Source organism: Lentilactobacillus kribbianus, from assembly GCF_013184075.1.
Classification (GTDB): domain Bacteria; phylum Bacillota; class Bacilli; order Lactobacillales; family Lactobacillaceae; genus Lentilactobacillus; species Lentilactobacillus kribbianus.
Genome location: NZ_JABEQQ010000002.1, coordinates 489,733 through 504,276, shown reverse-complemented (window position 1 = coordinate 504,276; position 14,544 = coordinate 489,733). Strand labels below are relative to the sequence as shown.

The 14,544-nt window shown below is 35.4% G+C and carries 15 protein-coding genes; 13 read left to right on the top strand and 2 right to left on the bottom strand.

All coding sequences use genetic code 11. From position 1 onward, the window contains the following. From pheT to HII32_RS07250, 5 genes are all read left to right on the top strand, one after another. Window positions 1-2,412 carry a phenylalanine--tRNA ligase subunit beta gene (pheT, locus tag HII32_RS07270; protein ID WP_172189841.1) on the top strand — a complete coding sequence of 804 codons (2,412 nt, stop codon included), beginning with the start codon at window positions 1-3 and terminating at the stop codon, window positions 2,410-2,412. Window positions 2,413-2,451: 39 nt separating this feature from the next. Further along, complete coding sequence (gene mltG / locus HII32_RS07265; protein WP_172189839.1) at window positions 2,452-3,549, top strand: endolytic transglycosylase MltG; 1,098 nt, start codon at window positions 2,452-2,454, stop codon at window positions 3,547-3,549. A 12-nt stretch (window positions 3,550-3,561) separates the two neighbouring features. Continuing rightward, window positions 3,562-4,236: a uridine kinase gene (gene udk, locus HII32_RS07260; RefSeq protein ID WP_172189837.1), complete on the top strand. Its 675-nt coding sequence runs from the start codon at window positions 3,562-3,564 to the stop codon at window positions 4,234-4,236. Window positions 4,237-4,259: 23 nt separating this feature from the next. After that, window positions 4,260-4,733, top strand: a complete 474-nt coding sequence (gene greA, locus HII32_RS07255) for a transcription elongation factor GreA (protein WP_172189835.1) — start codon at window positions 4,260-4,262, stop codon at window positions 4,731-4,733. A gap of 99 nt (window positions 4,734-4,832) precedes the next feature. Beyond that, window positions 4,833-5,141, top strand: coding sequence for a HesB/YadR/YfhF family protein (locus HII32_RS07250; RefSeq protein ID WP_172189833.1), 309 nt, complete (start codon window positions 4,833-4,835; stop codon window positions 5,139-5,141). Between the two features lie 40 nt (window positions 5,142-5,181). On the opposite strand, the gene HII32_RS07245 is transcribed toward HII32_RS07250, so the two are convergent. Beyond that, complete coding sequence (locus HII32_RS07245; protein WP_172189831.1) at window positions 5,182-7,797, bottom strand: YfhO family protein; 2,616 nt, start codon at window positions 7,795-7,797, stop codon at window positions 5,182-5,184. 127 nt (window positions 7,798-7,924) lie between these two features. Here HII32_RS07245 and HII32_RS07240 point away from each other — a divergent pair, with 127 nt between their 5' ends. The 7 genes from HII32_RS07240 (at window position 7,925) to HII32_RS07210 (ending at window position 13,215) form a co-directional block, all read left to right on the top strand. Further along, the gene (locus HII32_RS07240) at window positions 7,925-9,976 is read left to right on the top strand and encodes a penicillin-binding transpeptidase domain-containing protein (protein WP_172189829.1); all 2,052 of its coding nucleotides are present in this window, start codon (window positions 7,925-7,927) and stop codon (window positions 9,974-9,976) included. Between the two features lie 116 nt (window positions 9,977-10,092). Then, on the top strand, window positions 10,093-10,242 hold the full coding sequence (gene rpmG / locus HII32_RS07235) for a 50S ribosomal protein L33 (protein WP_082620588.1): 150 nt from the start codon (window positions 10,093-10,095) through the stop codon (window positions 10,240-10,242). Between the two features lie 57 nt (window positions 10,243-10,299). Beyond that, complete coding sequence (locus HII32_RS07230) at window positions 10,300-10,860, top strand: 5-formyltetrahydrofolate cyclo-ligase (protein ID WP_172189827.1); 561 nt, start codon at window positions 10,300-10,302, stop codon at window positions 10,858-10,860. A 26-nt stretch (window positions 10,861-10,886) separates the two neighbouring features. Beyond that, window positions 10,887-11,543, top strand: coding sequence for a rhomboid family intramembrane serine protease (locus tag HII32_RS07225; RefSeq protein ID WP_246224881.1), 657 nt, complete (start codon window positions 10,887-10,889; stop codon window positions 11,541-11,543). 51 nt (window positions 11,544-11,594) lie between these two features. Next, window positions 11,595-11,810, top strand: a complete 216-nt coding sequence (locus HII32_RS07220; RefSeq protein WP_172189825.1) for a YqgQ family protein — start codon at window positions 11,595-11,597, stop codon at window positions 11,808-11,810. Further along, window positions 11,807-12,790 (top strand): ROK family glucokinase, encoded by a 984-nt coding sequence (locus HII32_RS07215; RefSeq protein WP_172190062.1) that lies wholly within the window; start codon window positions 11,807-11,809, stop codon window positions 12,788-12,790. Before HII32_RS07220 ends, HII32_RS07215 begins: the two co-directional genes overlap by 4 nt. Before the next feature lie 14 nt (window positions 12,791-12,804). Continuing rightward, on the top strand, window positions 12,805-13,215 hold the full coding sequence (locus HII32_RS07210; protein ID WP_172189823.1) for a rhodanese-like domain-containing protein: 411 nt from the start codon (window positions 12,805-12,807) through the stop codon (window positions 13,213-13,215). 44 nt (window positions 13,216-13,259) lie between these two features. Here the strand turns inward: HII32_RS07210 and HII32_RS07205 are convergent, their stop codons facing one another. Then, the gene (locus HII32_RS07205) at window positions 13,260-13,436 is read right to left on the bottom strand and encodes a DUF3042 family protein (protein WP_172189821.1); all 177 of its coding nucleotides are present in this window, start codon (window positions 13,434-13,436) and stop codon (window positions 13,260-13,262) included. Window positions 13,437-13,539: 103 nt separating this feature from the next. Here HII32_RS07205 and miaA point away from each other — a divergent pair, with 103 nt between their 5' ends. Then, window positions 13,540-14,469 carry a tRNA (adenosine(37)-N6)-dimethylallyltransferase MiaA gene (gene miaA, locus HII32_RS07200; protein WP_172189819.1) on the top strand — a complete coding sequence of 310 codons (930 nt, stop codon included), beginning with the start codon at window positions 13,540-13,542 and terminating at the stop codon, window positions 14,467-14,469. Window positions 14,470-14,544: the final 75 nt, after the last annotated feature.

Here is a 14,544-nt window from a genome sequence, read left to right as displayed (position 1 = left end):
ATGAAAATTTCATACAAGTGGCTTCAAGAATACCTAGATTTAGATTTACCAGCTCAAGAAGTGGCTGAGAAAATCGAACGTTCATCCGTTGAGGTGGATTCTGTAAAAGTACCCATGGACGGATTAAAAAAGATTGTGGTTGGATTAGTTACTAAAGTAGAACCACATCCAGATTCAGATCATTTGCATATTTGCCAAGTAGATGTTGGCGATGAATCATTGCAGATTGTTTGTGGGGCACCTAATGTAGCTGAAGGCGAAAAAGTAATTGTGGCCTTACCGGGATCACGAATTGCTAATAACGTTAAAATTAAGCGCTCTAAAATGCGTGGAATCGAGTCTAGTGGAATGCTTTGTTCCCTAGATGAAATCGGATTAGATAAAGAAGTAGTACCTAATGAATGGGCAGATGGGATTTACTTATTACCAGATGATGCGGTATTAGGTGACGCAGTCTTTTCATATTTAGGGATGGACGATGCGTTAATTAATATTGATGTTACTCCTAATCGTGGAGACATGTTAAGCATTTACGGCACCGTGAAAGACTTAGCGGCTATTTATAATTTAAAAGACCACTTTAATGTTCGAAGTGTCACCGAAAATGGTCAACAAGCTACTGATACTGAAATCACTGCTACGGCTAATCCGGATTTGGCTCCAACTTATAAATTGCGGGTCATTAACAATGTTTTAATTAAACCAAGTCCCCGATGGTTACAAATCAAGTTGTGGCAAGCCGGAATTAAACCAATTAACAATGTTGTCGACGTTACTAACTATGTTCTTTGGAAATATGGTCAACCAATGCATTCCTATGACCTAGATAAAATTAACGGACAACATTTGGACGTTCGGTATGCTAAAGCTGGCGAAACCATTACGACTTTAGATGAAAAAAGCTATGAATTAAATGAAACAGATATGGTAGTGGCAGATAAAAATCAACCCGTTGGCATTGCTGGAATTATGGGCGGTCAACAAACTGAAATTACCAATGAAACTACTAATGTGGTTTTAGAAGCAGCCGTCTTTGATCCAATTAAATTAAGAAAGACCGCTCGTCACTATGTAATTCGTACTGAAGCATCACAACGATTTGAACGCGGGATTAACGTAGGTGGAGTTCAACAAGCTATTGATGAAGCGGCAGCACTGATTAGTGAACTAGCTAACGGCGAGGTGGCTAAGGGAACTTTAAATGCCACTGAATTAGAAAGTGTTGAACCGGTTGTTTCAACTACTTTAACGCATATTAATAAAGTTTTGGGGACTGAACTTTCCATGAATCAAGTAGTGGATATTTTTGATCGACTTGGGTTTACTACTGATGTTGAAAATGATGCTTTAGCTGTTAAAATACCTCTTCGTCGTTGGGATATTCATGAAGCAGCAGATTTAGATGAAGAAGTGGCACGAATTTATGGTTATGACAATTTACCAGTTACATTACCTGATACTGACGGTATGGTTGGCCATTTGACTGAGCCCCAAAAGTTAGCTAGATCAGCTCGTCAAGTACTGGAGGGATTAGGATTAACTCAAGCTATTTCATATTCATTAACGACAGCTAAAAAAGCAGGAATGTTCTTAATGCAACCTAGCTTGGCAACTGAATTGAAATGGCCAATGACCCAAGACCATGCGGTTCTTCGAATGAATCTAATTAGTGGTTTACTTGACGATGTAGCCTATAATAATGCTCGAAAAGTAAAAGATATTGCCTTATATGAACAAGGCCGGGTATTTTATCGTAATGATGCTGACGAAGTTCGTCCGGTGGAAGTAGAACATTTAGCTGGGGCTATTTCTGGATCACTTGATCAAGCTGGTTGGAATCAAAAAGCTTTACCAGTTGATTTCTATCAATTAAAGGGAATTGTTAATCAGTTATTAATTAATTTAAGTATTTCTGGTGAAATTGAATATGTGGCAACTGATGAATTACCAGAAATGCATCCAGGAAAAACGGCCAAAATTTTGGTTCATGGTCATGAAGTTGGTTTCATTGGAGAGGTTCATCCAAGTATTGCTAAACAATTTAAAATTGCCCCAACTTATGTTTTCGAGTTGAATTTACAAGAAATTACTAATATGCCTAAAAATGATAATCAATATCAATTGATTTCTAAATATCCAACAATTAAACGAGATATTGCAATTGAGGTTGCTAAGGAAATAAGTAACGAACAAATCATTTCGGTTATTAAAAAACGAGGCGGTAAGTTATTAAATTCGATTCACCTATTTGATGTTTATGATGGCGATAAGGTAGCAGCTGGTCAAAAATCATTGGCTTATTCATTAGTTTTTGTTAACACCAAAGAAACGCTAAAAGATGAAGATGTCAATGCTGCTGTTGATAAGATTAAAAAACATTTAACAGAAGAGCTTTCAGCTACTATTCGATAGTTTCAATCATATAATATAATTCGATAGGAGGAACTACGAATGAGAAGCAGAAAACAAACAAGTTTAGGCAAAAAGATTATTATTTGGATTATCGGCATTCTTGTTTTATTGGCGATTACCATTGGTTTTATGGGTTATCGTTATTTTAAACAAGCCCTGAAGCCGTTAGATTCAAAAGATGATACTGTCAGCCAAATTCACGTACCTATGGGAGCATCTAATAAGCAAATTGGTTCTATTTTGGAACGTAAAGGTATTGTTAAGAGTGGGGTAGTATTTGATTATTATGTCAAATCTAGTAATTTAACCGGCTTTAGAGCTGGGTATTATCAATTGAAACCATCTATGAGTTTAAAAACCATTTCTAAAAAATTACAGGCCGGTGGTAGTGATCAACCCATTCAAAGTAGTTCCGGAAAATTACTGGTTCGTGAGGGTGCCAACATTGATCAAATTGCCAAAGAAATTAGTCACACAACTGATTTTTCAGCAGCTTCCTTTAAGAAATTGGTTAACGATAAAACATACTTGGCCAAACTAGAAAAAATGTATCCAGAATTATTAACATCTGCTATGGAAGCTAAAGATGTTCGTTACCGACTAGAAGGTTACCTATATCCAGCTACTTACGAAGTTAAAAAAGATACCTCATTACAACAATTGGTAACACAAATGGTGGCACAAACTAATCTGATTTTAAAACCTGACTATGCTAAGATTAAAAAAGCCAAAATGTCAGTTCAAGAAATGATGACGTTAGCATCTTTAATTGAGCGTGAAGGGGTCGACCAAACTGATCGTCGTAAAATGGCTGGCGCACTAGAAAATCGAATTGATATTGATATGCCATTACAATCGGACGTAGCCGTTTTATATGCCATTCACAGAAATAATAAGGAATTAACGGTCAAAGATTTAAAAGTCGATTCACCTTATAATCTGTATGTGCATCCCGGATATGGTCCTGGACCCTTTGACAGTCCAAGTAAAAGTGCCATTGACGCTGTTTTAAACCCACTTGATCGTTCTAAAAAATATCTTTATTTTGTAGCTAATACTAAAACCAAAAAAGTTTACTATGCTAAAACATTTGATCAACATCAGGCTAACATTGCCAAATACGCTAAAGATAATTAAGGAGGTTTAAAAATGAAAGAACAAACAAGACGACCGGTAGTAATTGGTGTAACTGGTGGTTCTGGTAGTGGTAAAACCACCGTTAGCCGTAAAATTTTTAATGAACTTTCTAATTATTCGTTGACAATCATCCAACAAGATTCGTATTATAATGATCAAGCAGAGATGTCAATGGCGGAACGAGCAGCGGTTAATTATGATCATCCATTAGCTTTTGATACTGATTTATTGATTGAACAATTGCAACAGTTATTAAAGTATCAACCAATTGAGAAACCAGTTTATGATTATAATTTATTAACTAGAAGTGGTGATACAATTCGCCAAGAACCACGAGAAGTTATCATTTTAGAAGGTATTTTAATTCTAGATGATGAACGTTTACGTGATTTAATGGATATTAAGGTATTTGTTGATACTGATGATGATATTCGTTTAATTCGTCGAATCCAAAGGGATACTAAGGAACGTGGTCGTTCATTAGATAGTGTAATTAATCAATATTTATCAACGGTAAAACCAATGTATCATCAATTCGTTGAACCAACTAAACGTTACGCCGATTTAATTGTTCCAGAAGGAGGCCAAAATCAAGTTGCTATTGATTTATTGACCACCAAAATTCGTTCTATTTTGATGCAACGCGGTAATACTCAGATTACCAATAATATCGATTCCACAATTTAATTGAAGAAAAAAGAGGATTTATTATGGCTGAAGAAAGCTACCCAATGACCGAAGACGGTCGTAAAAAACTTGAAGAAGAACTAGAAGATTTAAAGCTTAACCAACGACCAAAAGTGGTTGAACGAATTAAAATCGCTAGAAGTTATGGTGATTTATCAGAAAACTCTGAATATGAATCTGCCAAAGATGAACAAAGCATGTTAGAAAGCCGAGTAGCAACAGTAGAACATATGCTTCAATATGCTCAAATCATTGATTCAGATGCCACTGCTAAAGATGAAGTTAGCGTTGGTAAAACGGTAACTTTTAAAGAACTACCTGACGAAGAACCAGAAACTTACCAAATTGTAGGGGCCGCAGAAGCTGATCCTATGGCTGGTAAGATTTCCAATGAATCACCAATTGCTAAGGGCTTAGTTGGTCATCATCTTAATGAAGAAGTAGTTATTAATATTCCTTCTGGTGATATGAAAGTTAAGATTCTAGAAATCGAATAATAAACGTAGTAGGTGAATGTTCTCAATATCGAATGTTCACCTACTTTTTTTATGAATTGATGTTATAATGTAAGCGAATTCAATTAAGGAGTGACATCAATGAAAATCACAGTAACCGATTCAGCTAGTCAATGGTTTCAAAATGAAATGGGCTTAAGGGCCGGTAACGGGGTTAGTTTTTATGGTAAGGTGTATGGAAAAACACCAGCGCATAATGGATTTTCATTGGCGCTGATGCGTGATGACGAACCTGGTAAGGTATATGCCAGCACGATTAAAGATGGCGTTAATTATTTTATTGCGCAACCCGATGAGTGGTTCTTCAAAGGATTGGATTTTAAAATTGATTATGATCCTAAAACTAGTGATAATCCCATTTATACGTATACTGAAAATGGAGAATTATAAAGAAATGACAGTTAATCATTTAGATTAACTGTCATTTTTATTAGTCAATAAATTTTTTAAATAAGATAAGGCCAACACCAGATAAACAACTAATCCAAATACCAATAATTAAGCCATTGGGGTAGTAAGTGAAACTGATTTGATGTTTTCCTTTAGGTAAAGAAATTTTTGTAAACATGTTTGCCCATGCCGATGCATTAACTTTTTTGCCGTCAACTTTAATTCGCCATCCCTTATCATATGGAATGGTAGTTAACAAAGTCTGCCTTGCCTGGTTGACGTTTACTTTACTCATAATTTGATTATTTTTTACAGTAGTAATTTTTATGTTTTGGTGTTTAATTTTTTGCATTGATTGAGCTAATTGTTGGTTATTTAATTGGTATAGATTCATATCTTGCAACCAAACATTATTTTTTTTCGGTTTGAGTGTTACTTTAACCAATTGAGCTTGTTTAGTACTAGCGATATTTAAAACTACGGCGTGACGATAATCAGGGTATTGAGTTACTTTTTTATTATTAACATAAATTGATAAATCTTTAGTAGAAAGGTTACTACCTAAGGTTAGGTAGTAAGAATGATGAGGCTTGGTTGTAATATTAAAACTTAACTGGGCCGGTTTTAATAGCTCTGATTTTTGCAAAATAGCATCATCAAGGGTACTAATGGAATGAAGATTTTGATATTTGAAATTAGTAATTGATTGACTGGTTAAAATGTTTTGCTGCCTACCAGTCATGATTTGATAGAGGTGATTTTGGTAGTCGATAGGGTCATTTTTTGATGCTTGATTAATTGTGGTTTTTTGAGTAGTTAAAAACATTAAAGGTAGCGCATTATTATTTTTACTCGTAGTAACCAAACTATTTTGATTTATTTTAGAGTAATTAGCAGCAATATCTGGTCGATATGATATGGTGCTTAACGGTGATTTAATTAATTTTCCATTTATTTTGGTGGCCGGGCTCTGACTCCAATAGTATTTAATTCCTAATAAACTATCAGTAAAGGTAGTGCCATTAGTATAAGTGACAAATGCATCGCCATCAGGATTACCCATATTGGCGTAAAAGCGACTAGTTTTACTGTCAAGGGTGGAACTAAAAAGAGAGGTCCCGTTGTAATTACCAGTAAAGGGATCATTTTTAGTTCGAGCAAAGGTACTGCCAATTCGATAAAATGAGGAGTCGTTTGATTGAAGTAACCGTGCTTGTTTTTGAACCATTTGAGCATATGAACTATATTCGTTACTATTCAAGTAAGAGAGGTTATTTAATGAATTGACAAAATTGATTGTCATTTCAACTGCTACTAAACTAACTACTACAACGGGTAAATATTTATCCTGATATAAAGACTGCTTTGCCAGTATTACTAAAAGGATAGCGGTAAGGATAAAGTAACCAATACCAATTAGGTAATTAGGAATGGTTAGGTATTCGAGTTGTTTTATGATAAGACCAATAGCTGCAATGATGATAACAGCTACAATCAAAGTTTTCATAAGGGCTCCTTTTTCTAATTGATTTTGCAAAATAATTGACCAAGTATAATAAGCCGTAATAATTAACCAAAAAGAAAAGACGAAAGAAAAGCGATAAGGATACCAAACTGGCATTTGACCAGCATGCCATAACAGGTCTAGTGGGGCAAACCACATGGATACAAACATGAACAAAGTGATGGCCAAATGACTTAGCTTTAAACGAAGCGTAATGCTATTAGAAAAATAAAAATATCCTACTAAAATTAAGATAAAGCTGGCTACAAAGAGATTAGGAGTACCACTGGGGAGTTGCTTAAAGTCAAAAGAACCGTTAAAAAATTTACCAAAAAATTGTAAGGGATTATATTCCACTTTAAAATGAAATAGATTAGTGGAATAGTTCATTTTACTATTTCGTAAAGATAAATACGTTGGAATTAAGCTAAATGCTGCTAGGGCACCACTGATTAATGAAGCTTTGAACCAACGCCATTCAGTGAGCCAAAATTGCTGACGATTGTTAGAGTGATTAAAATTAATGAACCAAACCATCAGCGTAATGAAGATGGCAATCATATAGGCAAAATAGTAGTTAATAATTAAAATTAGGGTTAACCATAGGATATATGTAGCTGCTTTTTGATATACAATCAAACGGATAACGCCCAAAAATACTAACGGCAAGATAATGATAGCATCTAGCCAAATGATGTTTAATTGATTAGCCACCATCCAGCCCATTAATGAATAGCAAGTAGAAAATGCTGGAATGTAACGATTATCCATTTGCTTTAATTGTAATAATAAATAAGCACTGCTTAAACCGGCTAGACCGTATTTTAAAACGGTTAGCAATAAAATGGCGCTGGGTAATTGTTGCGTGGGGAAAAATAATAAAAGCCAATTTAACGGACTCATTAGATAATAGGCCCAAGTGCCGAACATATTGCCGCCAAGTCCTTGAGCAAAAGTATAGAAAATGCCACGAGGATTGTGGAGAATGGTTTCTCTGAAATATGCAAAAAAATCAATATATTGTTGGCCTAAATCGACAGTTAAAATTGAGGAACTGCCAAAGGGGGCCATGTGCCGGCAGGCAAAGTAAAAAATGGTAATTAAAACAGGGATAAAGAAACTGACTGATAAGATTCGTTTATTTGATTTCATATAAACTTCCTTTCGGCGTTAAATTGTTATTTTTAGATTATCACAATATGTTAAAGATTAGCGAGTGTGGTAGTTTTTGATACTAAAATTTGATAAAATATTTATCATGTGAGGAGCTAATAAAACTGTGAAAATATTTAAAAAGAAGAACAATCAAAACAAAAAGAAAAAGGCGTCAACACTACCATTTCGATTAAATATCGTTTTTACTCTGGTAGGAATTTTATTTGCAGCCCTATTGGCCCAATTAGTATATCTGCAAGTGGTTAATGGTACCAAATATAAAGCAGAAGTAGATAAGTCGGATACGACAACGATGACTGGCAATGTTCAGCGCGGGATGATTTATGACTCTGAGGGAAAAGTTTTGGTGGGAAACAAAGCCCATCAAGCCATTACTTATACAAAAGGCGTTAACGAATTATCTAGTAAAATCTATAAAACGGCTAACACCTTGAGTCAATACGTTAAAGTATCAACATCGTCGTTAACGAAACGACAAAAAGCCGATTATTATTTGGCCGACGAAAATAATTTAAAAAATACTTTGGCTCAGTTAAAAGGGATCAAGAATTATAGTGCGGACGCTCGTTATGATAAAGCATTGGAATATGTTGAAAATTCGGACAACATTAAATTTACTAAAAAAATGAAAAATGCTGCTACTATTTTTGCTAAAATGAGTGGCGCTTATCAATTATCTACAACTTATATTAAAGATACCGGAGTGACTCAATCTGAATTAGCTCAAGTTGGCGAACATTTGTCAGAAATGCCAGGAGTTAATGTTGGTACTAGTTGGAGTCGGGATTATCCTAATGGTAAGTCTATTCAAAATATTGCCGGAACGGTTTCTAATGAAAAGACGGGATTACCAAGTGGCTCAGTTAATCAATTATTAGCCCAGGGATATTCTAGAAATGACAGTGTCGGACAGACCTTTTTGGAAAAACAATATGAAACTGTTTTGAGCGGTAGCAAATCTCAAACTGATGTTAAATTAAATAGCGATAATCAAATCACTAAACAAATTAAAAAATACGGTGGTCAAAAAGGAGATAACCTCCAATTAACCATTAATTCTAAATTCCAAAAAGATTTACAAGCTGATGTAAAGGCAGCTGAGGCTTCCGCTGGTGGTTATTCCACTGGAACCTATGCTGTCGTGATGAATCCTAAAAATGGTGCGATTATTGGATTAGGGGGAGTTGATCGTAACCCCTCGACCTCTAAGATGACTACGAATGTTTTAGGGACCATCAACAATTCAATTGTAATGGGTTCGGTGGTTAAGGGTGCGATGGTTTCTGGCGCTTTAATGGATAAAGTTATTACTCCAACCAATAGTGTGTTAACCGATATGCCAATTAATATTGGTGGTGTTAAGAAAACATCATGGTTTAATAAAAATGGTGGCCAAAACATGGCGGTAGATGCTGCCGGCGCTTTGGAAGTTTCTTCTAACTCATATATGATGCAATTAGCTATGAAGGAAGCTAAATTTAATTATAGTGCTGGTGGTGCATTGAGCATGTCTACTAGTATTTTCAATAAAATGCGGGGTTATTTCCAACAATTCGGTCTTGGAGTTAAGACTGGAGTAGATATTCCTGGTGAATCAACTGGGATCGCCGGTCCAAGTACAAGTTCTCATATTGGAAATGCCTTAGATTTATCCTTTGGTAACTACGACGCGTATACCATGATTCAAGTAGCTCAATACATGTCAACCATTGCTAACGGTGGCTATCGAATTCAACCGCACGTAGTAGAGTCTATTCGAGGTACTAATGCCAAGGGTGAATTGGGAGCAGTTAAGGCTACGGTAATGCCAAAGGTCTTAAACACCATTCCAATGACTAATGCTGAGAAAAAATTAGTTAAACGTGGGCTATATCAAGTAGTACATGGAACTAATACGTATAAGACTGGTGGTCGATTAGCTTCCATTAAACCAGAAATTTCAGCTAAAACTGGGACAGCTCAAACTTTCTATAATGGTAATGAAACGGTCACTCTTAGTTTGGCTTCATATGCACCATCCAAAGATCCAGAAGTAGTGGTTGCCTTGGCAATGCCTAATTTAGGGGTGGATGCCGAAAGTAATAATATGAACCTAGCTAAGAAAATTTATGCCGATTATTGGAAGGATGTTCAGTCTTCTTCAACTGTTAAGTAAAAATACTTAACATTTAATTGCTTTTTTCCTAGTAATTTGGTTTAATAAATGATAAAATATCTTAGGTTAGAGCTATTTGATAGCTTCACTTTAGAAAAGTTTGGAGGTATTACTCAATGCGAGTACACATTACTTTAGAATGTACTGAGTGCCACGAACGTAATTATTTATCCAGCAAAAATCGTCGTAACAATCCTGATCGTTTGGAGCTTGATAAGTATTGCCCACGTCAACGCAAAGTTACATTACATCGAGAAACAAAATAAGGCTTGGGTAATTTACCCAAACCTTTTTTATTTACCTAAAATGAGGTGATCACTTAGATGAATGATAAAGCTACGGTTCGTGCGAAACAATTAACTAAATTAAATCAATATTATCAAAATGACAATGCTGATTTGCAAGTAGAACAGCAAAATCTTTTAAAGCAGTTATTTCAATCTGAACAGTTTCTCAAAGCCAATATAATTGCTACTTCCGTTAGTATGGCTGGTGAATTTGATACTAAACCAATAATTGCTGAAATTAAACGTTATAAGAAACAAGTCGTTATTCCACGAACTATGGAAAATTTTCAAATGGAGTTCGTTCAATTAAATTCTTCAACTAAATTGGTCAAAACTAAGTTTGGGGTGTTTGAACCAGTTAATGGAAAAGTTGTGGCGAAAGACCAAATAGATTTAATGATTATTCCGGGATTAGCATTTACCACTGCTGGGGACCGCTTAGGCTTTGGCGCTGGATTTTATGATCGTTATTTAGCTGATTATGGTGGACAAACCGTCGCTTTGAGTACTAAACCGCAATATTATGTTGAACCGGACTGGCCGGTTAATATACATGATGTTAAAATACAACGAGTAATCACTAATCTCAAAAAATAACGTAATAAACGTTTAAGGAGATAAAATTGAATAAAATTAAAAATATGCCATTTGTTACCTATGGATTACTAATAATTATGGTACTGATTTTTTTGGTAATGTCCTTGACGGGTGGGACAACTGATCCGACCAATTTGGTACGATTTGGTGCCAAGTTTAATCCATTGATTCAAATGGGTCAGTATTGGCGCTTAATTACGCCAATATTTATTCATATGGGGTTAATGCATATTTTAATGAACGGCATTACCCTTTATTTTGTGGGGCGAATTGTTGAAGGTGTTTTTGGCCATTGGCGTTTCTTAGTTCTTTTTTTGGTGAGTGGAGTGATGGGAAATTTAGCTAGCTTTGCTTTTAGTGACAGTATTTCGGCTGGCTCTAGTACCGCCATTTTTGGCCTTTTTGGTTCCTTTTTAGTCCTAAATGATGGTTATCCCGATAATCAGTATATTAAGTCCTTAAGCCAAACTTTCTTAATTTTGATTGGTTTAAATATTGCCATGGATTTAATCAGTCCTGGAGTTGATTTAGCTGGTCATTTAGGTGGGCTAATTGGTGGTTACCTGGGCGCTTATGTTACTGGTTTTACCAATGGCGTTATCAGTCCAGTTAAACGAATCGTGGCATTGGTAACCTTAATTATTGTGGCAGTAGCTTTATTTCATTTTGGAATGGTAGGTTAAATTTTGCTTTTTTAAGGTAAAATAGCGAAATTTTGGTAAGGATGTGAGATAATGAAAACGCTATATGATGTTCAGCAATTACTTAAAAAGTTTAATATATACGTTTATGTTGGCAAACGGTTATGGGATATTGAGGTCATGGCGTTAGAGTTAGACAAGCTTCACCAGGCACGCCTAATTACTCAAAGAGAGTTTATTCAAGCCAAACTGATATTAACGCAACAACATCGTATTGAAGAACAAAAAAGTAACGGGAGTGATTCATAGTGCAAAAGTTAATTGGAATTGATTTGGGTGGTACTACCACCAAGTTTGCTTTTTTAGATACAGACGGAAATATTTTATCTAAATGGCGTATTAAAACAGATATTAGTGATGATGGTAGTCATATTGTTCCTAATATTGTTAAATCAATTAATAAACAAATTAGCAAGGAAGACTACAAAGTCAGTGATTTCTTAGGCATTGGAATGGGAACTCCAGGAGCGGTAGATCGTGACAATGGAACGGTAATTGGTGCCTATAATTTGAATTGGCGAACTAAACAACCAGTTAGAAAACAAATTCAAGCTGGCATTGGATTACCATTTGTAATTGAAAATGATGCTAATTCGGCCGCAATGGGCGAATACTGGCAAGGAGCCGGTGATGACGCCGAAGATGTTGTATTTGTTACCTTAGGTACAGGTGTTGGTGGTGGGGTTATCACTAACGGTCAGCTAGTGCATGGTGTTAACGGTGGTGGCGGTGAAATTGGTCACGTTACCGTTGTTCCAGATGGTTTTCAATGCACTTGCGGTAAAAAAGGTTGTCTGGAACAATATGCTTCAGCTACTGGCGTGGTGAATGTTGCCATTGATATGGCTAAGGATTTTATGGGTAATTCACGCTTAAAAGAGCAAATTGATTCTAATCAAAAGATTTCGTCAAAGGCAGTCTTTTTCCTAGCCGATCAGGGTGATATTTTGGCTAACCAAATTGTGGATCGAGTATGTAAGTATTTAGGATTAGCTTTATCACATGTAGGCAATACTTTGAATCCAGAAAATATTATTATTGGTGGTGGAGTTTCTAATGCTGGTAACACCTTGTTACAACCGACTACCCGCTATTTCCAAAAAAATTCCTTCCCATCTGTTCGAGATTCCACTAAAATTAAACTTGCCCAGTTAGGTAACGATGCTGGAGTAATTGGAGCGGCTTCACTAGTCCTTCAATTAAAAAATGATGGTGCAATTGGCGCCTAAAAGGAGTTTGGAACGTGATTATTGGATTAACAACAACGAACACATGGCTTTTGATTGTTTTAATTATTATTTTGGTAGTTTGGCTATGTTATCGACTGTATCAAAGTTATCAAGTTAGCAAAGTAGCTAAGTATTTAACTAACGACGAATTGAAGCAAGGAATTAGAAAAGCTCAAGTGATTGATTTACGTGAAAAGAAGAACTTTGATGCGGGTCATATCTTGGGGGCTAGAAATATGCCTTATTCAACACTTAGAACTTACTATCAACAAATTAGAGCTGACTTACCAGTTTATTTGTATGATCAAGGTCGCACGGTTAGTAAACAAGCCGCTTTATTTTTACATAAAAAAGGCTATCAAAAACTATTCATTTTAAAAACTGGTTATCAAAACTGGGATGGAAAAGAAAAAAAGACAAAATAATAGGGTTTGAGCATTGGGCTCAAACCCTTTTGTATTATTAATTTTTAGCCATGGTGAGCAGAACGACTTTTGCGCATCGCTTTTTTACGATTGTCATCGAATTTTTGTTCTTGGACTTCGATTGGTTCAACAACCGTTTTCTTAAAGGAAAGCAAACTACCAGCAAAAACTGCCACGGTGCCTAAAATACCAACAGCTAATCCACTAGAAAATTTTGACATGTGAGTGGCCTCCATTCGTAATTTATTCTTACACATTCTATTATGCTTTATTTAATGAACGATATCTACTAAATTGATTAAAAAAATGATAAGGGTGACATTAATGACCAAAATAATTGTAATTATAGGACCTACCGCAGTTGGTAAAACGGAATTATCATTAAAACTTGCACAAAAATTTAATGGTGAAATTATTTCCGGGGATTCGATGCAGGTCTACCGACACTTAAATATTGGTACGGCTAAAATTATGCCAAATGAACAAGCTGGTATTATTCATCATTTAATTGATATAAAAAACGTTGACGAACGATACTCTGCTGCAGATTTTGTGACTGATGCTAGTATAGCTATTGAAACCATTGTTGCTAAAGGGAAAATACCTATTATCGTGGGAGGAACCGGTTTTTATATTCAAGCACTATTGAATGGATTGACTTTAGGTGGTGACGGAAATTATAATCCGGTTTTACGTAAGGAACTGCAACAATTACAACAAGACAAAGGTTTAGATGCTTTAGTTCAAAGATTAAATCAAATAGATCCTTTAGCTATCGAAAAAATTGATCTGACTAATGCGGTTCGGGTCATTCGAGCAATTGAAGTAAAGACTCAAACTGGAAATTCTATCACGCAACAAACTAATCAGACCACTGATTTAGACGCTTTTATCATTGGACTAAATACGAACCGCACATTACTTTATGAACGTATTAATCAACGAGTTGATTTAATGATGAAGCAGGGGTTAATTGATGAAGCCAAATGGTTACTAGATAATGGTGGCTTTGAATTACCTGCCAGCAAAGGAATCGGCTATCGTGAATTTAATCATTATGAATTTAATCACGATGCTACTGTTTTAAATTTAATTAGTAATCAAATTAAACAAGATTCTAGACATTATGCTAAGCGGCAATTAACTTGGTTTCGCAATAAAACGGCTGTTAATCAGTGGTACGACTTAGTTCAACAACCAGAAGAACTTACGGCCATTTTTAATGATGTTAGTCAATGGTTGAAAAATAATTAGGATTCATGTCATAAAAGCTGACATCGATTATTGACGCTACCTCAGTAAGTGTTATGATAAATCCATAATTTAGGA